The organism is Alteromonas aestuariivivens (genome assembly GCF_003367475.1).
Taxonomy (GTDB): Bacteria; Pseudomonadota; Gammaproteobacteria; order Enterobacterales; family Alteromonadaceae; genus Alteromonas; species Alteromonas aestuariivivens.
On the sequence record NZ_QRHA01000009.1, the window covers coordinates 123,940 to 144,247 of the forward strand.

The window sequence follows — 20,308 nt, forward strand, 5'->3', positions numbered from 1 at the left end:
GGAAACATCTGCGTGATTCAGTTTATCAGCCGTTGGGCAGAGAAGAAGTCATCCTGGGCACTGCTGTTTGTCTCTACACTAATACTGGAAGCCTGTGCTCTTTACTTCCAGTATGAAATGGGGCTGGCGCCTTGCATCATGTGTATATATCAGCGCACCGCGGTTTTTGGCATCATGCTCAGTGCGCTGATGGTCCTGATATACAACAACGGAATAACCCGGTTTCTGGCTTTCGCTGGTTGGGCTGTCAGCGCTGGCTGGGGCTGGCTGATCGCTCGTGAGCACATTGAAATTCTGAACGCCAGCAATCCGTTTTTTGCAAGCTGTGACATTGTTCCAAATTTTCCGTCCTGGCTACAATTGCACGAATGGTTTCCAGCCATATTTGCTGCGACCGGTGATTGCCTCGAAGACAGCTGGCAGTTTCTGTCTATGGGGATGGCAGAATGGATGTGCGTTATATTTGCAATTTACGCACTATTGTTTGTTATTGTGTTTAGCTGTCGCTTGCTGGATAAAAAACCCTTTTGATAGACCTCAAAACACTGCCGTCAAGGTTACCCCCGCTATCCAATGGTGAACATCAGGTAAGTATCCAAAGGGTAGCGGACAAACACAGCATGGCATTATGTGAAGCAGGTCAGGCATCTATCCATCACGTTCGCCCCTGGCTCGGCTCCGAGCTTTGCCCCGTTACGTTACCCGCAGCAAGACAGTGCATAGAAATCCTCAAGCAGCAACGTGAACAGGGTTACGGGATCACGTATCTGTTACTGCATAATGAGCGTTGTCTGGGAATGGGCCTGATAAATTACATTCATCCGGTTCACAAAAGCGCTAATCTGGGCTTCTGGATCAGGCCGGATGCCTGTGGCAAAGGGCTGGCTGTTGGGCTGGCCCGAACTCTGGTTAAACTGGCCTTTTCGCAAATGGGTCTGCAACGTATTGAACTGCTGATTGAACCCGGCAACAAATCCAGCCAGAGAGTAGCAATCAAACTGGGCGCAGAAAAAGAAGGTGTGTGTCGAAAACGAATATTCGGCCGAGATGCCCTGCTTTTCAGCCTGACAGACTGACACGAATCAATCAATATCCTCCAGAGGCCAGAGCGCAATATAGTCCTCAAACTCCTCAAGATCGACGTCCGTTTCAAAAACGGTTTTACCTCGCACCGACATGCCAGCTCTGTGCATTGCCGCCTTCTTTCCCCGGTTGAGTAACGGGTGCCAGGATGGCAACCCCCGCCCTTCAAACAACCGGCGGTAGCTACAGCTTGTGGGCATGAAAAAAATGTCTTTCAGATTCTCTTTTGTAAGCTTGACACAGTCGGGAACCAATTGAGTGCGCTCGCTGTAGCGGGTGCAGGAGCAGGTTTTGGTATTCAGAAGAGAGCATACGATATTGGTATAATGAACCTGTTCCTCAGGATTAAGGGTATCTGTAGGGGCCGCCGCATCTACTTCGTCTTCAATGAATTTATGCAAACAACATTTTCCGCAGCCATCGCACAGGGATTCCCACTCCTGCTCGCTCATTTCCTGCAGTGATTTGGTTTCCCAGAATTTATCAGTCATAGCGAACTTACCCGGGTATGGACGTCGAGATACGGAGGGAGGGTCAAAACCAATTCATCTCCCTGGATGAGTGAAGCCACCCCTTTCGGGGTTCCGGTCAAAACAATATCGCCGGGATTAAGTGTAAACTCGTGAGACATCAATGCAATCAGAGACAATACATCGTACAGCATCATACCACTGTTGCCCTGCTGACGTACTTCAGCATTTACGGTAAGCGAAAACGGAATATCTGCCAGGTCTGAAAATTGCACAATCGGCACGAATCCGGATACCGGACAACTGGCATCAAAGGCCTTTGCCCGCTCCCATGGGTGACCTTTGCTTTTTAACTCTGCCTGAACGTCTCTCAAGGTCAAATCCAACGCCAAGCCTATTCCATACAGCGCCGATTTCACTTGTGATGCTGAAGCACACTTCAGGCGTTGAGACACCAGTACCGCAAGTTCAAGTTCGTTATGGCATTCACCCTTATTGGTGGGTATCTGCAATGGCTCATACAGAGAACAGAGGGCATCGGAAGGCTTCATAAATAACAGGGGCTGAGAAGGGACTTCGGAATGCATCTCCTGAATGTGGTCGTAATAATTTCGCCCGACACACACCACTTTTCCCAACGGCAAATCGATTAACTGCCCCATGTGGCTTTGATGCTGATACACGATCAGTTCCCCTGTTTGATACGTTCAGACAAATAGCCAACGGCTATCCCGAAATAGCTGGAACGATTCCACTTCATCAAGGTATGAAAGTTGTTGTAAACGAGATAAATTCGCCCATCAATGCCATCCGGCATGATCAGAGAAGCTTTAATATCACTTGAAGGCAAGGCCTGCCCGTTGTAGCGCCTAACTCCGCGCTTTTGCCAGGTAGACAGAGTAACGTAGTGGTCTTTGTCCAGACCGCCGTGGGATCCATCATAGCCCTGGGTCAGGATCACCTGACGGCCCCAGGTACCTTCACCATCCCAGCCTTCTTTGGAGAGAAAGTTAGCAATTGAGGCAAATACATCGGCTTCGTTGGCCCATATATCCTTTTTACCGTCACCGTCATAATCGACAGCGTAATTGAGGAAAGACGTAGGCATAAACTGGCTTTGCCCCATGGCTCCAGCCCATGACCCCTTAAATTGTGCTTTTTGGACATGACCTTCATGCAGAATTTGCAGTGCAGCAAAAAACTGCTTCTTGAATAACGCCTCTCTGCGCCCTTCATAGGCTAATGATGACAACGCCGACAGCACATCGAAACTCCCCTGAATGCGCCCGAAGTTGGATTCATTGCCCCACAAAGCAACAATAAAACGGCTTTGAACCTTATACTTGGCACTGATTTCTTCTAGCAAAGCCCGGTGCTTGGTACTCAGTTCAATCGCCTGCTTTACCTTCCAGTCGGGTACCCGGGTTTCGAGATAGGAATCCAGAGTAATTTTGCGTTCCGGTTGATTGCGATCGGATTTAATGACCGTTGGCCGATAGGCAATATCCGCAAACATGCCATCAAGGAAGTTATCCTGAAAACCTTGCGCCTGGGCTTCCTTGCGGAGCGTTTGCAGATAATGCTGGAACCCCTGTTCAGATTTTTCCTCAGCCAGTAAAGGAAAGGAAACCAACAACAGCCAAAAAAGCACAAAAACTCGCACTCTTTACTCCTACTTTTTGTCTTCGGAACGCGCTGATGCCCCCAAGCTTTGCCGGTGCTCGGCGAGCCAGTTTTCCTGTTTGGGAGGCATTTGCAAATAAAAACCCTGTTCACTCAGCGCTTTTTCCAGCACAGTTTTATCCACGCCTGCCAGTTCGCCCCGTTTTCCCAACGGCAGCAGCATCACCAGTTGCGGCTGCCCAAACTGTTTTAACAAAGGTTCGGGAACCTGCTCAAACTTGTCCTTACCCGGTACATACAAGTACATACCTTCCTTACGACGGGTTTTATAAACAGCACATAACACTATACGTTCACCTGTTTTATGGTCTGACTCAAGCCTTGTATTCCCGATTCGGGCATTGGGCCCAGCAAATCGATTAAGGCAGGCATGAACAGCTCCCTACGCCATCCACTGAGTAAATCAGGCATTATGCCTAAGGCGCGGGTTTCTTCAATATCAAACCACCACCATTTCAGGAGCTGATTCATCTGTTTTTTGGACGCCAGCACTTCCGCCGAAACGCCCTGTTGGGTTGCCAGCGAGGCAGCAATATCCTTCACCGCCGCCAAGGTCTTTTTGTACTGAGAGACATCCACCAGCCGTTTCACCCTAGGCAAATGAGCTCCCTGTGGCATCTGCGCAAACTCTTCAAGTGCACTCTCAACTATTTTTAGCACCGTCTGACCATATCTGCGAAGAACTTGGGGGGGCAAACCGTGTATGCGAGACAAAGCTGCTTTACTGGCTGGCAAGTACAGAGCGACCTCAAATAACTGACTTTCCTTGAACACGAAATTCAGCGCCAGGTCTTTCTCCCTGGCCACACTCAGACGCCATGCGGCCAGATGCTGCAGAACATTTAACTGCTTACTGGAAAGGCGCCAATTGTTCTTTACTTGTAAATAGGCGTACTCGAGCGGCATATTGGCGCGTTTCTTTTCGGCCAGGCTGGCCATCTCGTCAAACACCCACTGCCGCTTGCCGTGCTGTGTGATTTGTTCATCCAGTTGAAGGAAGGCGGGTAATAAATACAGCACGTCATTCGCAGCGTAAGCCAACTGCTTCTGACTCAGCGGGCGGGCAAGCCAGTCTGTGCGGGATTCGCCCTTGTCCAGCATTACACCACACAACTCTTCCACCAGCTTGGCGTAGCCCATAGTGGTACCAATTTCCAATACTCCGGCAGCAAACTGGGTATCAAACAAGGGAATTGGAACTACGTCGAACGCCGCGAGAAAGGTTTCAAGATCTTCCGAGCAGGAATGCAGTACCTTGACCACCCGTTGATTCTGCATCAGGTGGACAAACGGAGAAAAATCCTGGATTTCCAGAGGGTCAATCAGCACCAGCTGCTTACCGTCGTAAAGCTGTATCAAGCCCAGTTGAGGCATCAGTGTGCGGGTGCGCACAAATTCGGTATCGAGTGCCACTGCCGGACAACACTCAGCCTGTTCACAGACCTCTCTCAACCGTATATCACTATTAACCAGTTCGTAATCCATAAGACGAAAGCAGCCGGCTTAGGCCGGCTGCTCCTTACAATCAATCAACCCGTTAGTTGCGTCAATCCCTGAGTTCACGACGCAAAATTTTACCCACGTTGGTTTTTGGCAGCTCATTTTTGAACACCACCTGTTTGGGCACCTTATATCCGGTCAAATGGTCACGACAATGGGCAATCACCTCTTTTTCGGTTAACCCTTCGTCTTTGCGGACCACAAACAGCTTGACCACTTCACCGCTGACTTCGTGCGGAACACCGATAGCCGCCGCTTCAAGCACCTTGTCGTGCATGGCAGCAACTTCTTCAATTTCATTCGGAAACACATTGAAGCCAGAAACCAGGATCATATCCTTTTTTCGATCAACAATGTAGAAATAACCCTGCTCGTCCATGCGGGCTATGTCCCCGGTCGCCAGCCAGCCATCCTTGAGTATTTCATCGGTTGCTTCCGGGCGATTCAGGTAACCTTTCATAACTTGCGGGCCTTTCACCCACATTTCGCCCGCTTCGCCTAATGCCACCTCATTTCCTTCTTCATCCAGCAGGCGAATATCGGTGGAGGGCACCGGTAAGCCAATTGAGCCTTTGTAGGCCTCCAGTTGAGGCGGGTTGACAGTCACTACCGGCGAACATTCTGTAAGACCATATCCTTCCAGTAGCACAGTCCCTGTCACCTGCTGCCACTTCTCAGCAACCGGACGCTGAACCGCCATACCTCCGCCCAGACCAAATTTGAAATGGGAAAAGTCCAACTCGCTAAACCCAGGCGTATTCAGCAAGCCGTTAAACAAGGTATTCACTCCAGGCAGGATGGCCACCGGGTATTTACTGAGTTCCTTTACAAACCCAGGCATATCCCTTGGGTTAGTGATCAACACATTCGGGCAACCGAATTTTAAAAACAGCAGGCAGTTAGCCAGCAGCGCAAAGATATGGTAGAGCGGTAACGCCGTCACCACCAGGTCTTTGCCCGGCTCAATTACCGTAGCCAAAATACCCGACACCTGTTCAAGGTTTGCTACCATGTTACGGTGTGTAAGCATGGCCCCCTTGGAAACGCCAGTAGTTCCACCGGTGTATTGCAGGAAGGCCAGATCATCACCACTTAACTGCGGCTTGTCCAGGCTCATATCTTTACCTGCACTGATCGCGGACATTAGCGATTTGGCTGCAGGTAAACGAAATGCAGGCACCATTTTTTTCACGTGTTTGACCACAAAATTGACTACCCAGCGTTTAGGAGCAGGCAGCATGTCACCTAATGCGGTCAGTAAAATATGCTCAACGGGCGTTTCATCAACAACCTTTTCCAGCGTACAGGCAAAATTTTCAACGATAACTATTGCCTTGGCACTTGAGTCACTGAGCTGATGTTTGAGTTCCCGAGCAGTGTAGAGAGGATTGACATTCACCACCACCATACCGGCACGTAATATTCCAAACATCACTACCGGATACTGGAGCAGATTCGGCATCATCACCGCAACGGCGTCGCCACGTTTCAGGCCACAGCCCTGCAGATATGCAGCAAACTGCCCTGAAAGCGTATCGAGTTCAGCAAAGGTCATTTCCTGACCCATATTGATGTAGGCGACCTTGTCGCCATACTTCGCTACCGATTGCTCAAAAATGTCCACAACCGATGAGTAATGGTCCGGGTCGATTTCTGCCGACACCCTGGGGTCATAATGCTCAAGCCAGGTTTTTTCCACAAAACCTCCTTTCATTTTTATTTTTTTGTCCGGGCAGTGAAATTTGCCCAGAAAACGCACAGTTAATGCGTTTTTCAACTGGTCTGATTACTGGCGTGTATAGTAATGGAAGCGAGTATAAAGATAAATGTTACTCTTTACATTTGCCCAACAAAATCACGGATTGCCTGACTTATGGCGTCGGGTTGTTCCATGTGAACGTGATGCCCGCCCTGGAATTCCATGTAACTACCCTGTTTCAGCCAACCTGCTCTTGATGCGTAAACCTGTTTTAACTGCTTAAAGCTATTGCTGGCACCAGCCACCCAAACCGGACAGGAAATACTACGAATAAGGCTTTCTGCCTGGGCTTGTGTCATTCGCAATGTGGAGAGTGTACGAAGCCTTGGATCACTGGCCCATAACAGGTTTCCCTGACAATCCGTCTTCAAATTACGCAGTAAAATCGCCCTGGCATGATCTGGCCTGATATCCGAGATGCTGCAACGAGCCTGGATGGCCCGGTCCAGGTCCACCTCTGTGGCTTTACTGCGCTGTTTTTCAACCCGGCTTAATACAGATGCCCGCATCTGTGATGCAGTCGTATCGGGTTCCCTGGTTAGTGGCCCACAGGCGTCTATGGTGATCACAGCACGCACAAATTCTGGAAACAATGCCGCAAATGTTGTTGCCAGGATCCCTCCCAATGAGTGCCCAAGCAGGAGAATGTCTTTGAGATTATACTGTTGAATTACGGCGAACAGATCCTGCAGATACCCCGCCTGATCGTAGTGACAACCTGGAGGCCGGTGCTCCGACTTACCATGCCCGGCCAGTTCCAATGCAACAAAATGAAAGTCATCCAGACGTTTCATAATTGGAATAAGGCTGGCTGAATTATCCAAAAAGCCGTGTAAACCCAGAATCATTGGCCCTTTTCCACCATTATCAATGGCGGCAAGGGAGATTGGACCTGCCGAGTATCGAATCTCTTTCATTGGCACATTACCGGAATCACTTTGCCGCTATAGCGGCAACATTCAGCCGCCACAGCGGCCAAATCTGACCACTACTGATATTCCTGACTCCGGTTCTTTTGTGGCACATTGGCAGAGGGCCGGGATTGAACCGTACCGGATTTTACCCGTGAGGTTCCGGGTTGCTGGCCACGGCTTTCAATCACCCGAACCCTGGAATGACCGACGCCCCACCCACCCCATCGGGGCCCGTAGTAAGGATAATAAAACGGTGAATACCAGCCTGTCCCGTAATCAAAATACAGGGTAGACACATCGTACACGGTTTCCTTGCGCCAGAGATGATAGTCTGTCACATCGATCACGGGGTACATATAAGGTTGCTCACCTACCATGCCTGCAATTGCCGCAGCAACTGAACCAACAAAAGTAACAGAGCGGCCGTTTTCAAATACAATAGGATCAACAAAGCCGTCGATTCTGGCTTTAAATCGCCCGACTGTCTCTGCCTGGGTACTGGGGCGACCATAATGGTTAAGAGGAAAATGTACCACTTCAATCAAAGTCTGCTGAGGTTTATTTTCAACGCCGACAATGATGCCTCCCCACCGGGCAGTTTGCCCTTGAACGGCCTGGCTTTGGGTAACGGCGCGTGTATAGCTCACCAACTGGGTATCATCCGGTACTTTGATACTGTCAGGAACAATGGCACACCCACTGAACAACACTACGCTGACAAGAATTAAGTATTTGTAAAACATAAATTAGCTATCCGCTCGCGACTCTGAGTAACATCTTAGGAATACGTTACCCATAGTATAGAATCTGAGAATGAATAAAAGCTGAATTTTGGTTTGATGTAGTAGTTAATGCAGGATGTCTATACAACCATAAATCGGCAATCAGCCCGTATTCAGGCAAACAAGTCAACGCCCAGCATTTCACGAATGGTCTCTCGCCTGGATTCCCGTTCAAGGCTCAGATATTCTGTAATGGCGTGGCGGCCACGCTGATCCGGCTGATCGTACCCGGCCTGCTGGCGAAATTGCTGAGCTTGGTTCAGAACCTGTTCATCACCGGTCGACTTGAGCGCTTCATTATTGCGGGCAACCTGCGGCGCAGCACTGGCAGGTGCCGGCTGTTGCTGGGCTTTATTTCGTACATTCTCAGCCCTGGGTTTCTTCAGGGCCTGTTCGGTCCGGATAATCTGGCCAGACGATGAAATGTCCATAGTCAAATCACAGTATTCCCACAGATGGGTTCAAACATCTTTTTTGTCATCTGCAAAAATCGAGCCTCCCGGGCCTTATGCAGCACTTATTCTCTGCCCGGCAGTTTTTTCCAGGTCACCTTGTCACGAAGGTACACAGGTGTGATTGACTCGACATCTTTAGCGCCACCCTGTTCCAGTTCCCTGATGCCCAATGGCAGCATGTATTCCGCCGCGGGATACAAAATCTCGACAGAATGTGAATTAATCTGCTCCAAGGCTGGATATGCCTGCCAGCCTGTACCAACGGCATGAAACGACTTCAACCGACACATTTCTGCGGCCAAATCCGGCGCACATACCTGTTCTTCCTCAACCGCAACCGCTAATCCGCCCTCGCAGGCAAACAGCCCGAAGTACACTTCCGACATCCGTGCATCTATGGCAGCAGCAACTACTCCCGTATCCCCGAGTGCAAAAGCCTGCTGAGCCATAGCCGCAAGGGTGCTCACTCCAACTACCGGCAATTCGGTCGCCAGTGCCAGGCCCTGGATCATGCCGGTTGCAATACGCACACCGGTAAAACTGCCAGGCCCACGCCCAAATACCAGGCCATCCAAATCCGAGAGCTTATATTGCGCCTGGGCAAGTATTTCATCCACCATTGGCAACAATCGCTGACTGTGCTGCTGAGGACATAATTCAAACTTCGACAACACTGAACCATCATCATAAAGGGCAACGGAACAGGCTTCGGTAGCAGTATCAATGGCAAGTGCTTTCATGAATCTTACAAAGGGTCCAAGGTAAATTTAATCAATAGTAGCCAAGAAGGATTCTACCTCTTCCAGGCTCCGGGTGCGACGCATGTCCGGTAAACTGCCCAGAAATGTGCTGGCATAGGGTTTGGTAACCAGGCGGTTGTCGCATATCACCAGCACACCTTTGTCGGCCGAATCGCGGATCAGTCTGCCTGCGCCCTGCTTGAGGGTGATCACCGCTTGAGGGATCTGTATCGCGGAAAACGGGTTTGCGCCCTTTTTTCGTACGTCCTCAATACGCGCCTGAAGTAAGGGGTCATCCGGTGAAGCAAAAGGCAATTTGTCGATCATCACACAAACCAGATCACTCCCCCTGACGTCGACACCTTCCCAGAAAGCGCCGGTGCCCAGCAGAACAGCGTCCTCCCGTGCCAGATATTCGCTCAACAGCGCCTGTTTGGTTGTTGTGCCCTGAACCAGCAGCGGATTATCGACACTCTGGCTCAGCCTGGCAGCAATATCCCGCAACATAGCATGGCTGGTAAACAGCAGAAAACACCGCCCCCGACTGGCCGCAATAAGACGACGGGAGACAGTGTACAACCACTCGCGCATTTCAAAACTGTTTGGCTCCGGCAAATACCGGGGAACACAGAGCATGGCCTGCTGCTGATAGTCAAAGGGGCTGTCCAAACCCAGTGTTTTTGCGTCTTCCAGCCCCATACGGCGCTGAAAATGTTCAAACCCGCCATCTACCATCAGGGTTGCTGAGGTAAACACCCAGCCACGCGGCGGTTCACTAACAAAACGACGAAACTTCGCTGCAATGGACAATGGTGTCAGATGCAACACAATGTGTCTGGGGGTGGTTTCATACCACAAACTCACGCCCTGCTGCTGGTCATCTCTCAGGGCGTCGAGTCGCTCTCGGGCCTGCACCACACGTTCATACAAATTATCCAGGTCTTTGTCACGGCCAATATGTAAACGGGCCACTTCGTGCAGCACCCCCAGTGCATCCGCAAGCCGGTCGGTCTGGGAGCGCACCTCTTCTCGCTGCAGCGCTTCCTGCCAATTGCCTCGGGCCGGCGTATCGGCGAACAGCAAACGAAGATCAGCGGCAAGCAGACGGCATTTGTCTGCTGCCTTGTCCAGTTGGTCAGCGTCTTTCAGCACCGTTCGATAAAGCAGATTAATGTCTTTTGCGAGGTCCTGTATCTGTCGGCTCGACAGTGACTCACCAAAATAATCAGATGCAATCTCTGGAATTTGATGGGCCTCGTCAAAAATTATCGCGTCTGCTTCAGGTATCAGCTCGCCAAAGCCGGTATCTTTAAGCGCCATGTCAGCAAAAAACAGATGGTGATTGACAACAATGATATCGGCATCAAGCGCTTTTCGGCGGGCCTTGACCAGGTAACAATCTTCATAATCCGGGCATTCCCGCCCCAGACAGTTGTCCACGGTAGACGTTACCAATGGCAGCACTTTGGCATCTTCAGGCAAGGTTTTCAGTTCACCCACATCGCCGGTCTTGGTGGTATTGGCCCAAGCTCGAACTGTAGATAACTGCCCCAGCACTTCCTTCTCTACCAGCGTCGAATTGCCACCATGCTGGCCGAGCCGATGCAAACACAGATAATTTGCCCGCCCTTTGAGCAATGCGGTTTTGCGGTTACTGGCTAATGCTTTTTTAATGACCGGTAGATCACGATGGTAAAGCTGTTCCTGGAGATTTTTGGTACCGGTGGAAATAATGGCCTTGCCTTTACTTACCAACGCGGGAGCCAGATAGGCAAATGTTTTTCCGGTACCTGTTCCCGCTTCCACAATCAGGCTGTGCTGATTGTTCAGCGCCTGCTGAACGGCCTCGGCCATATCCGTTTGTGCCTGGCGTGGCAAAAAACCCTCTATAGCGTCGGCAAGGAGCCCGTCAGCGGAAAATATAGAAGATATGGACGGCATGCCTGTACCCAAATAAATCAAAAGCGGCATTATGCCATTTTATTGGGCTAACGTGTGTTTTATTGCAGATTTTCAGCCCAAACCTGGCCTGGTGCAGTCGCTGAGATTGCATGGGCAAACAAGGTTAAAATTTTGTTGATAATCGAATATTTCTACTAAGGTTAACAAAACAACAAAATTCACTCGTATTTTGCCGGATAAAGACAGCCCACTGATTCTGGAGGCGGATTATGGCCCATAAACTGCGACTTTTTCTGACACTTTTCGCACTCTGGTTGTTACTGTCCGGCCACTACAATGCACTGATGCTCGGATTTGGCGGCATTTCCGTTGCTTTTGTGTGCTGGCTGACCCTGCGTATGGACTCCGTTGACAAACAGCATTTTGTCTTGCCACTGACTCCGGCTATACCGGTTTACCTGGCCAGGCTTAGCAAGAGAATTGTGCTGTCAAATATTGATGTGATTTTACGCATAATGGGGCTCCGCCCCCTTACTCCCAGGTTGGTTGAGCTTAGCCTGCCATTCTCAGATCCGCTTAACAAGGTAATTTACGCCAACGCCATAACGCTGACTCCGGGTTCAGCGAGCATTACCATGAGTGACAACAAGTTGTTGGTCCATACACTCAGTGATGATTCCGCCCGTGATCTGTTGCTCGGCGACATGCTCTCTATCATGCCATTCCAGTCAACAGAACAGTCTCTTTCCCTAAATAAAGGGGAAGGTTGATGGTTACTGCCTATCTGGCTGCCGGAATTGCAATATTAATAACAATGGCACTGGGACTAACCCGGGCATTACTCGGGCCAACAGTATTCGATCGCATCCTGGCGGTGAATATGTTTGGTACCAAAGCGGTGCTTCTGGTTTCCGTGTTCGCCTACTTTTCAGGCCGCCCCGACTTTCTGGACATCGCTCTACTGTATTCCCTGCTCAATTTTGTTGGTGTTATCGCTGCGCTTCGCCTGGTAGAACGCGGTAAACATTTTGCCAATCCCAAGGAATCCTGTTACGAACCACACGGAGAAAAACGATGACGGAATGGGTGGCGACTGTGTTCATCATTGTCGGTTGTTTACTTGGGGTGACCGGCGGGATAGGCCTGCTCCGCCTACCAGATTTATACTCACGTCTGCACGCAGTAAGTGTCACTGACACCCTTTGTTCATTTTTAATCCTGTCAGGGCTGGCTTTGGAATCCGGTGTTAGCCTGGCAAGTGTCAAGCTGTTGTTTATCTTTCTGTTTCTGGTATTTACCAGCCCCACCTCTTCGTTTGCTGTGGCAAACGGTGCCTGGCAATGGGGCCTGCGCCCTGCTCCTTCAGGTCCGGATACGCAGGAGAACACATCTCAATGAGTTTACTTATCAACCTGTTTTTGCTCGGATTCTTACTTATCATTGCGATTGCCGTTATGCGCATCCACAACTTAATGGCCATGGCAATGCTGTTTGGTTTGTACAGTCTGCTGGTTTCTGGACTGTTTGTGGTTCTGGACGCACCTGATGTGGCTTTTACCGAAGCTGCGGTAGGAACCGGTATCTCCACTGTCCTTATGCTCGTGACTCTGGCTTCGCTGCGAAACAGCCATGAGGCAAGGTACCCGGGGCGTCTGAAAAAAGGGCCGCTGTTATTAAGCCTGCTCATGGGGGCTATGCTGGTGTACGGCACCCACGACATTGCCAGATTGGGAGAACCCAGCGCACCGGTTCACCAACAGGTCGGTAAGCACTATGTTGAAAAAGGGCAGCAGGAAACCGGCATTCCGAATCTGGTCACTGCTGTACTGGCCAGCTATCGGGGCTTCGATACTCTGGGCGAAGTCACCGTGGTTCTTACCGCCGGGCTCGCCGTTTTGATGTTGCTTACCAGGCCGCGCAAGCCTCACATAAAAATGGAAGCTAGGAATGACCCATAATCTAATCCTGCGGGTGATAGCCAAATGGATGATACCGGTCATTCTTCTGTTTGCGCTGTACGTTCAGTTTCACGGTGATTACAGTCCGGGGGGAGGATTCCAGGCTGGTGTGATTTTCACCACCGCCTTTCTACTTCATGCGCTGGCCTACGGCCGGGATGCTACGATGCGAATAATCCCCGAAAACACCCTCAAATATTTATCCTGCCTGGGAGTTCTAATCTACGCAGGCGTCGGTGTAACAAGCATGGTCAGGGGAGGAAATTTTCTTGATTACAGCCGGCTTGCCAGCACTCCGATCAGCGGGCAACACATAGGTATAATCCTGATAGAACTAGGAGTAGGCATCACGGTAGCTTCAGTGATGTTACTGATATTTTTCACATTTTCCCGAAGGGTTATCGACCAGTGATGGATTATGCCATTGGCCATCTCAATTACTGGTTGATCATCTGTGTCATGATGGTCGGTCTGTACACCCTGATGAGTCGTGGCAATTTGATCAAAAAAGTCGCTGGGCTAAATATTTTTCAGACCTCCGTAATCCTGTTTTACGTGAGCCTCGGTAAATTGCAGGGTGGTACCGCCCCGATAGTGAGCCCCGAGTTTGTTTTATACGCCAACCCTCTTCCTCAGGTACTGATGCTTACTGCTATCGTTGTAGGTGTTGCTACAACAGCACTGGGATTTGCCTTGATCGTGCGCATTAAAGAAGCTTACGGAAGCATGGATGAAAGTGAAATCAACCGCATGGATGGAACGGGGACTTAATGCAGACAACGGTTCTTCTGGTAGTACTGCCTTTACTGTTTGCCCCTTTAACCGCACTTTGCAGAAACGGAAAACTGGCGTGGGCACTCACTCTGGTACTGATGCTGGCGCTAAGTACGCTGGCCATCCATCTTATGCGGGATGTATTGTTCGGCGCAGTTATCCATTATGAACTGGGAGGCTGGGCGCCTCCCTGGGGGATAGAATATAAAATTGACAGCCTAAACGCCCTTGTTTGCGTCATAGTAACAAGCATTGGGTTGCTGTCGGTTCTTTTTGCCAAGTCCAGTGTAGAGAAAGAAATTTCAGAGCAGGTCACCGCGCTTTTCTATGCCTGCCTGCAACTGTGTGTCCTAGGAATGCTTGGTATTGCCCTGACAGGAGATATATTCAACCTGTTTGTGTTTCTGGAGATTTCTTCACTGTCATCCTACGCGCTCATCGCCATGGGACGAAATCGAAAGGCTCTCACCGCGGCACTGGAGTACCTCATTCTTGGCACAATTGGGGCCACCTTTTTTCTGCTCGGCGTGGGTATGCTGTATGCGGCTTCGGGCAGCCTTAACATGCAGGATATCGCGCGCAGGTTTGCCGACTTTGGCAGCATGCATCTGGTATCCACTTCACTGGCCTTCATTGTCATCGGCATTGCCCTGAAAGCTGCAATTTTTCCGCTGCATTCGTGGTTGCCAAAAGCCTACTCCCAGGCTCCTTCCGTGATCAGCATTTTCCTGGCTGCCACAGCCACCAAAGTATCCATCTATGTCATTATTCGGTGTCTCTACCAGGTCTACCCTGTCGATTACTGGTCTTCCGCCGTGCTGCCAGACTTATTGACCGGGCTTGGATGTATTGCCATCGTTTATGGTTCAGCACGAGCCCTGACTCAGACTGACATCAGGAATTTGTTGGCTTATTCCAGTGTGGCGCAAATTGGCTATATGATCCTGGGCATAGGGCTGATGAACGTTCATGGATTAATGGCCTCTTTCCTGCACCTGTTCAACCATGCCATCATGAAAGCCGCTTTGTTTATGGCGGCAGGCGTATTTTTTTACCGGGCCAATACTACCAAATTATCTGAGCTTGCCGGGCTGGGCAAAGAAATGCCATGGACCACCGCGGCTCTAATCATTGCAGGGCTGAGTCTCATTGGTATGCCGGGTACCGTCGGATTTGTCAGCAAATGGTACCTGTTGCAGAGCGCCTTCGAAACCGGAGTCTGGTATGCAGTCATTGCGGTACTGGCGGGCTCGGTGCTGGCCATTCTGTACGTCTGGAAAATGGTTGAAGCTTTGTATTTTCGCCCTGCATTTAAAGTGGCTATCCACCATGTTCCCTCTGGATCATCAGGCATTTCCCGTACTCCCGCTGGAATGCTGGTGAGTATCTGGTTACTGGTTTTCAGCTGCATCTATTTCGGAATTGACACCCGCCTGACAACCACTTCAGCGCGCACAGCGGTAGCGACACTATCGTCTGATATCCATATTGTTTCGGGGTCGACACCATGAATACGCCCCTGCTGATATTACTCTCTGTGCTGGTTCCACTAACCGGTGCCGGGCTTGTCAGCCAACTGCAGCGCTTACCAAACCTGCGAGAAACAATAACGCTTCTCAGTGCAGTGGTCTTGTTCATCATAAACCTTTTGTTGTACAACACTTTTCCAGAAATGACTTCGCAGCGGCTGGTACTGGCGGAGCCTTTTGAGAACTTACCAATCGCATTCAGAGTTGAAGCCTACGGCCTTTTATTTGCCCTTGTCGCCAGTGGCCTTTGGATTGTGACTTCCATCTACTCAATTGGATATATGCGAGCGCACGACGAGCTGAACCAGACCCGCTTTTACACACTCTTTGCCGTTGCCATTGCCTGCGTAATGGCCATTGCCTACTCCGACAACCTATTTACACTTTTCCTGTTTTACGAGGCATTAACAGTAACCACCTATCCATTAGTGACGCACGCAGGGACTAAACAGGCCAAAAAGCAAGGCCGGGTTTACCTGGTACTGCTGATGGGTTCCTCAGTTGCCTTTTTGCTGCCCGCAATAGTGCTGACTTACCTGCAGGCCGGACGCCTGGACTTCGTTGCCGGAGGATTACTGTCAGGGGTACTGAATGCACAATGGCTGGCACCTTTGTTATTGCTTTACCTGCTGGGCATTGCCAAGGCAGGCATTATGCCCCTGCACCACTGGCTTCCAAGTGCCATGGTCGCTCCAACTCCGGTAAGTGCCCTGTTGCACGCGGTTGCCGTTGTAAAAGCCGGAGTGTTCACCATTCTGAAGGTCGTAGTCTACGTAATAGGGCCGGATTTTATTGCGGGACAAGGTGCCCATCACTGGCTTGTCTGGTTGCCAATGCTGACCATTCTGGTCGCATCGCTCATTGCGATGACCAAAGACCATTTAAAAGAACGCCTGGCGTACAGCACCATCAGCCAACTCAGTTACATTGTTTTGGGAGCGCTGGCTGCAAATTCATATGGATTGCAGGGGGCCAGCCTGCACATTGCCATGCATGCCTTTGCCAAAATAACGTTGTTTTTTGCCGCAGGTGCCATCCTGGTTGCCAACCACAAAACCAAAGTCAGTGAACTGGCTGGGTTGGGACATGCCATGCCTTTCACATTTGCAATGTTCACCATAGGCTCACTGAGCATTATTGGCCTGCCTGTTTTTGGCGGTATGTGGAGCAAATGGTATTTGATTGCCGGCGCAGCAGCTTTTGATGGGCCAACTTTTACGCAATGGGCGATGCTCGCAACGTTAACAGTCAGTTCCTTACTCAATATTGCCTATTTGCTGACTATTCCGGTACGCGCCTTTTTCGCCTCTCCCGGGATTCCGTCAGTTCACGCAAAAGAGGCTCCCTTGCCTTGCCTTATCGGGATGGCTGTTCCTGCCATATTCTGCATTTATCTTTTTTTTGACCCCCACTGGCTGCTTAATCTAAGCCAGCCCACGACAGCGAATGGACTGCCATGATCCGCTCTCAAAAAGACAGCTCAAAGGGCTTTTTTGATCACCCGGAGAACATTACCAGATTGCTGCGGGGGTTTTATGTACTCTGTATTGTCCTGGTTGCGATGGATTTTTTCGTCCATCGGCATATCTATACAGAATTGGAAAAAATCCCGGCATTCTATGCAATCTTTGGTTTTTTAGCCTGCGTGCTACTGGTTTTACTGGCAAAAGTGCTGCGCATTTTCCTGATGAGAAGCGAGCAATATTACCAAGATCAGGACGATGAAACGGCCCCGAAAGAAAAAGCACATCATGTGGATTGAAAACCTGCCCCCATTTGTGCTTTTTTTTATCGCTGCGCTGGCTGCGGCTTTCCTTGGCAACCGGGCGCGTACGGTTTTGCTGTTCGTTCCTTTATGGGGAGCGGCAAACCTGTACTTTACTTCCGGGAACAGTGGCGGCGTTACCTACCAGGTCGCTGGCGTGTTACTGGACCTCTATCACGCAGACAAACTGAGTCTGCTGTTTGGCTACCTTTTTCATCTGGCAGCATTTCTCGCCCTGCTGTATGCCTGGCATGTAAAAGACCGCGTGCAACAGGTCGCCGGTATGCTTTATGCCGGCAGCGCTCTGGGAGCCGTATTTGCCGGTGACTTTATCACCCTGTTCATTTTCTGGGAGTTACTGGCCCTGACTTCGGCTTTTCTGATATGGGCCCGACGCACAAGGAGTGCCGTTCAGGCTGCGAATCGTTATCTTATCATCCAGGTTCTGTCTGGCGTGTTACTGCTCACTGGAGTAATCCTCCTTTCCCAGCAACAACAATCGCTGCAAGTTGAATACATAGGCCTGAGCGGAACGGCTTCATGGCTTCTGTTTTTGGCATTCGGGATCAAATGCGCATTTCCTCTGCTGCACAGTTGGTTGACCGACGCCTATCCACAAGCCACACCAACCGGTACGGTGTTTCTTTCTGCGTTCACTACCAAAGTTGCTGTCTATGCGCTGGCCCGAACTTTTCCCGGCGAAGAGTTACTCATCTACATCGGTGCGGTTATGACCTGCTTTCCGATTTTTTACGCCGTTATTGAAAATGACTTGCGCAAAGTGCTGGCGTACAGCCTTATTAACCAATTGGGTTTCATGGTTTGTGGGATCGGCATCGGCACAGCGTTGGCACTCAACGGCGCGGTGGCCCATGCATTCAACGACGTAATATTCAAAGGGCTGTTATTTATGACCATGGGCGCAGTACTCACCCGGGTTGGTCACGTCAAAGGGTCAGACCTGGGTGGCTTGTACAAAAGTATGCCCAAGACTACTGCGTTTTGCCTAATTGGCGCTGCATCCATATCGGCCTTTCCACTGTTCAGTGGGTTTGTCAGTAAAAGTATGGTAATGGCCGCCATGCTTGAGACCGGACACGATTATCTGTGGTTAATGCTCTTGTTTGCCTCGGCTGGGGTATTTCACCACGCGGGAATAAAAATACCTTATTTTGCCTTTTTTGCTCACGACTCGGGGCTCAAAGTTCCGGAAGCCCACACCAATATGCTGCTGGCAATGGGGCTGGCCGCCGCCGTCTGCGTCACCGTAGGTTGTTTCCCAAGTCTGCTTTATGCGTTGCTGCCCTGGGAGCAAACTTACCGGCCCTACGATCTCACTCATGTTCTTACCCAGTTGCAGTTATTGTTTTTCTCAGCTTTGGCGTTTGTCTGGCTCAACAAACAAGGGCTATACCCCCCCGAGCTGCGTTCAGTAAATCTGGATGTGGATTATCTGTACCGACGTTCATTGCCCCGCACGGCGAAATTGGTGAGGCTATATTGCGGTAATATTTTTCATGCAGGAGTAAGCAAAGCAAAAAAAAATCTCAGGCGCTTACCGTCTCTGGAAGACACAAATTCGGTGGAGGCCACTCATCTTACCCGAAGAATGGCATTCCTGTTTGTGGTGCTGGTAATCATGACAGCACTTGCGAAACTAGCCTGAAAGGCGCGTGAACAAGAGTTGGTACCCCCAGGCCGGCAAAGACAGCAGCGTGCCCGCTTTCACTTCAACAGGCTCATTGCCAATCGCATCAACGTACTTGCCGGGGGACAAGTTTCCTTCCAGTTCAAACGTAACCGCCTGATCAGAGAAGTTGATCAATACCATTACTTTATCCCCATCCTGACCGCGCACAAAACTGAAAACCCTGCTCATCCGGGAATTGGGTACCTGAATCATGGTCGCCCCGAAAGGGCCATTCCATAATGCACTGCAGGATTTTTTCAACTTGATCAGGTGGCGATACAAATCTCCTATCGGGTGAGGTTGCCACTCGATAGGATCGCGTTCAAAAAAAGCCAGCCGCTTGGTTTCTCCGGCTTCCTGCCCGTTGTATATCAGTGGCATACCTTCGCCAATTACAGACAATACAATGCACGCTTCCAGCGCCGGACCAAACTGTTCACTCTGGGTTCCATCCCAGGCATTTTTGTCATGATTACTGACAAACGTCATTCGATACGCACTGCGTGGCCAGGCCCGCTCGTTCCAGGAATAATATTTACGCAATTTATCCAGTGGCTGGCGCCCGTGAGCAATGTCGTGCAAAACTTCGTTCCAGCTCCATGCGTACGTCATGTTAAAAGCGTTTTCGTGTAAGTCCCTGTCTTCCCATTCCGCCAGCATAAATACCGGCTTAACAGCATCTAAAGCAGCTCTGGCCTGATGCCAGAAATCGTTGGGAACGTAGCCGGCGACATCACATCGAAAACCATCGATATCGAATTCCTTTACCCAATAGCACATGGCATCAATCATGTATTCACGCAACTCTGGTACTGCGTAATCAAACTCGATAATGTCATCCCAGTCCCACCAGGGAGACGGACGGAAATCCCCTTTGTAGTCACGGGCATACCATTCTGGATGCAGGTCAACCAAAGCGTTGTCCCAGGCGCTGTGATTGGGTACCCAATCCAGAATAACCCGCATTCCGTGAGCGTGGATAGCAGTAATCAGATCACGGAATTCCTCTTCACTGCCAAATTCTTCATTAACGCCATAATAGTCTTTCACCGCGTAAGGGCTGCCCAGCGTCCCTTTGCGAAACTTCTCACCAATGGGGTGAATGGGCATCAACCAGATGATATCAACACCCAGGGAACGAATTTCAGACAGCCGGCAACGCACTCCGGAAAATGTCCCACTGTCACTGAACTGGCGAGTATTAACCTGATAAATAACCGCATTCGCTGACCACTGGGGCTGAGTTAAACGGTATGGCGATTGGACCGGAAATCGGTGAAAAGGCATAAAACGACATTTCTCCC

At 50.3% G+C, this 20,308-nt stretch carries 24 protein-coding genes; 12 read left to right on the forward strand and 12 right to left on the reverse strand.

Annotation, left to right across the window (positions count from 1 at the left end; all coding sequences use genetic code 11):
* Positions 1-15 precede the first annotated feature (15 nt).
* A complete protein-coding gene (gene dsbB, locus DXV75_RS13195) occupies positions 16-531 on the forward strand; it encodes a disulfide bond formation protein DsbB (protein ID WP_115593950.1) in 516 nt (171 codons plus the stop codon).
* An 89-nt stretch (positions 532-620) separates the two neighbouring features.
* A complete protein-coding gene (locus DXV75_RS13200; protein WP_245953221.1) occupies positions 621-1,076 on the forward strand; it encodes a GNAT family N-acetyltransferase in 456 nt (151 codons plus the stop codon).
* 6 nt (positions 1,077-1,082) lie between these two features.
* Here DXV75_RS13200 and DXV75_RS13205 read toward each other — a convergent pair whose 3' ends face one another.
* The 11 genes from DXV75_RS13205 to yoaA all read right to left on the reverse strand — a co-directional run bounded on the left by DXV75_RS13205 (position 1,083) and on the right by yoaA (position 11,327).
* Positions 1,083-1,574, reverse strand: coding sequence for a YcgN family cysteine cluster protein (locus tag DXV75_RS13205; protein WP_115593885.1), 492 nt, complete (start codon positions 1,572-1,574; stop codon positions 1,083-1,085).
* Entirely contained in the window at positions 1,571-2,236 is a 666-nt protein-coding gene (locus tag DXV75_RS13210) for a fumarylacetoacetate hydrolase family protein (protein WP_115593886.1), read from the reverse strand. The genes DXV75_RS13205 and DXV75_RS13210 overlap by 4 nt, the downstream gene beginning before the upstream one ends.
* A 2-nt stretch (positions 2,237-2,238) precedes the next feature.
* Complete coding sequence (locus DXV75_RS13215) at positions 2,239-3,216, reverse strand: lytic murein transglycosylase (protein ID WP_115593887.1); 978 nt, start codon at positions 3,214-3,216, stop codon at positions 2,239-2,241.
* 9 nt (positions 3,217-3,225) lie between these two features.
* A complete protein-coding gene (locus tag DXV75_RS13220; protein ID WP_115593888.1) occupies positions 3,226-3,522 on the reverse strand; it encodes a YcgL domain-containing protein in 297 nt (98 codons plus the stop codon).
* Complete coding sequence (gene rnd / locus DXV75_RS13225) at positions 3,522-4,721, reverse strand: ribonuclease D (protein ID WP_115593889.1); 1,200 nt, start codon at positions 4,719-4,721, stop codon at positions 3,522-3,524. Before rnd ends, DXV75_RS13220 begins: the two co-directional genes overlap by 1 nt.
* Positions 4,722-4,782: 61 nt before the next feature.
* Positions 4,783-6,435: a long-chain-fatty-acid--CoA ligase FadD gene (fadD, locus tag DXV75_RS13230; protein WP_115593951.1), complete on the reverse strand. Its 1,653-nt coding sequence runs from the start codon at positions 6,433-6,435 to the stop codon at positions 4,783-4,785.
* A 137-nt stretch (positions 6,436-6,572) separates the two neighbouring features.
* Positions 6,573-7,412, reverse strand: a complete 840-nt coding sequence (locus DXV75_RS13235) for an alpha/beta fold hydrolase (RefSeq protein ID WP_115593890.1) — start codon at positions 7,410-7,412, stop codon at positions 6,573-6,575.
* A gap of 71 nt (positions 7,413-7,483) precedes the next feature.
* Entirely contained in the window at positions 7,484-8,152 is a 669-nt protein-coding gene (locus tag DXV75_RS13240; RefSeq protein WP_115593891.1) for a Slp family lipoprotein, read from the reverse strand.
* A gap of 152 nt (positions 8,153-8,304) precedes the next feature.
* A complete protein-coding gene (locus DXV75_RS13245; RefSeq protein WP_115593892.1) occupies positions 8,305-8,622 on the reverse strand; it encodes a hypothetical protein in 318 nt (105 codons plus the stop codon).
* 86 nt (positions 8,623-8,708) lie between these two features.
* On the reverse strand, positions 8,709-9,386 hold the full coding sequence (gene tsaB / locus DXV75_RS13250) for a tRNA (adenosine(37)-N6)-threonylcarbamoyltransferase complex dimerization subunit type 1 TsaB (protein WP_115593893.1): 678 nt from the start codon (positions 9,384-9,386) through the stop codon (positions 8,709-8,711).
* A 27-nt stretch (positions 9,387-9,413) separates the two neighbouring features.
* The gene (yoaA, locus tag DXV75_RS13255) at positions 9,414-11,327 is read right to left on the reverse strand and encodes a DNA repair helicase YoaA (protein ID WP_115593952.1); all 1,914 of its coding nucleotides are present in this window, start codon (positions 11,325-11,327) and stop codon (positions 9,414-9,416) included.
* A 230-nt stretch (positions 11,328-11,557) separates the two neighbouring features.
* Here yoaA and DXV75_RS13260 point away from each other — a divergent pair, with 230 nt between their 5' ends.
* Genes DXV75_RS13260 through DXV75_RS13305 form a run of 10 tightly spaced genes read left to right on the forward strand, consistent with a single transcriptional unit; the run spans position 11,558 to position 18,980 of the window.
* A complete protein-coding gene (locus tag DXV75_RS13260) occupies positions 11,558-12,058 on the forward strand; it encodes a Na+/H+ antiporter subunit E (RefSeq protein ID WP_115593894.1) in 501 nt (166 codons plus the stop codon).
* Positions 12,058-12,366: an MrpF/PhaF family protein gene (locus DXV75_RS13265; RefSeq protein ID WP_115593895.1), complete on the forward strand. Its 309-nt coding sequence runs from the start codon at positions 12,058-12,060 to the stop codon at positions 12,364-12,366. The genes DXV75_RS13260 and DXV75_RS13265 overlap by 1 nt, the downstream gene beginning before the upstream one ends.
* Positions 12,363-12,686 (forward strand): monovalent cation/H(+) antiporter subunit G, encoded by a 324-nt coding sequence (mnhG, locus tag DXV75_RS13270; protein WP_115593896.1) that lies wholly within the window; start codon positions 12,363-12,365, stop codon positions 12,684-12,686. Before DXV75_RS13265 ends, mnhG begins: the two co-directional genes overlap by 4 nt.
* Positions 12,683-13,246, forward strand: a complete 564-nt coding sequence (locus DXV75_RS13275; protein ID WP_115593897.1) for a DUF4040 domain-containing protein — start codon at positions 12,683-12,685, stop codon at positions 13,244-13,246. Before mnhG ends, DXV75_RS13275 begins: the two co-directional genes overlap by 4 nt.
* Positions 13,236-13,658, forward strand: a complete 423-nt coding sequence (locus tag DXV75_RS13280) for a Na(+)/H(+) antiporter subunit B (protein WP_115593898.1) — start codon at positions 13,236-13,238, stop codon at positions 13,656-13,658. Before DXV75_RS13275 ends, DXV75_RS13280 begins: the two co-directional genes overlap by 11 nt.
* Positions 13,658-14,017, forward strand: coding sequence for a cation:proton antiporter subunit C (locus DXV75_RS13285; protein WP_115593899.1), 360 nt, complete (start codon positions 13,658-13,660; stop codon positions 14,015-14,017). The genes DXV75_RS13280 and DXV75_RS13285 overlap by 1 nt, the downstream gene beginning before the upstream one ends.
* Positions 14,017-15,531 carry a monovalent cation/H+ antiporter subunit D family protein gene (locus tag DXV75_RS13290; RefSeq protein ID WP_115593900.1) on the forward strand — a complete coding sequence of 505 codons (1,515 nt, stop codon included), beginning with the start codon at positions 14,017-14,019 and terminating at the stop codon, positions 15,529-15,531. The genes DXV75_RS13285 and DXV75_RS13290 overlap by 1 nt, the downstream gene beginning before the upstream one ends.
* The gene (locus DXV75_RS13295) at positions 15,528-17,009 is read left to right on the forward strand and encodes a proton-conducting transporter transmembrane domain-containing protein (RefSeq protein ID WP_115593901.1); all 1,482 of its coding nucleotides are present in this window, start codon (positions 15,528-15,530) and stop codon (positions 17,007-17,009) included. The genes DXV75_RS13290 and DXV75_RS13295 overlap by 4 nt, the downstream gene beginning before the upstream one ends.
* Positions 17,006-17,311 carry a hypothetical protein gene (locus DXV75_RS13300; RefSeq protein ID WP_115593902.1) on the forward strand — a complete coding sequence of 102 codons (306 nt, stop codon included), beginning with the start codon at positions 17,006-17,008 and terminating at the stop codon, positions 17,309-17,311. The genes DXV75_RS13295 and DXV75_RS13300 overlap by 4 nt, the downstream gene beginning before the upstream one ends.
* Positions 17,271-18,980, forward strand: a complete 1,710-nt coding sequence (locus DXV75_RS13305) for a Na(+)/H(+) antiporter subunit D (RefSeq protein ID WP_342767312.1) — start codon at positions 17,271-17,273, stop codon at positions 18,978-18,980. Before DXV75_RS13300 ends, DXV75_RS13305 begins: the two co-directional genes overlap by 41 nt.
* Here DXV75_RS13305 and DXV75_RS13310 read toward each other — a convergent pair.
* Entirely contained in the window at positions 18,972-20,291 is a 1,320-nt protein-coding gene (locus DXV75_RS13310) for an alpha-amylase family glycosyl hydrolase (RefSeq protein WP_115593904.1), read from the reverse strand. The two genes, DXV75_RS13305 and DXV75_RS13310, sit on opposite strands and share 9 nt — an antisense overlap.
* Between the last annotated feature and the right edge of the window lie 17 nt (positions 20,292-20,308).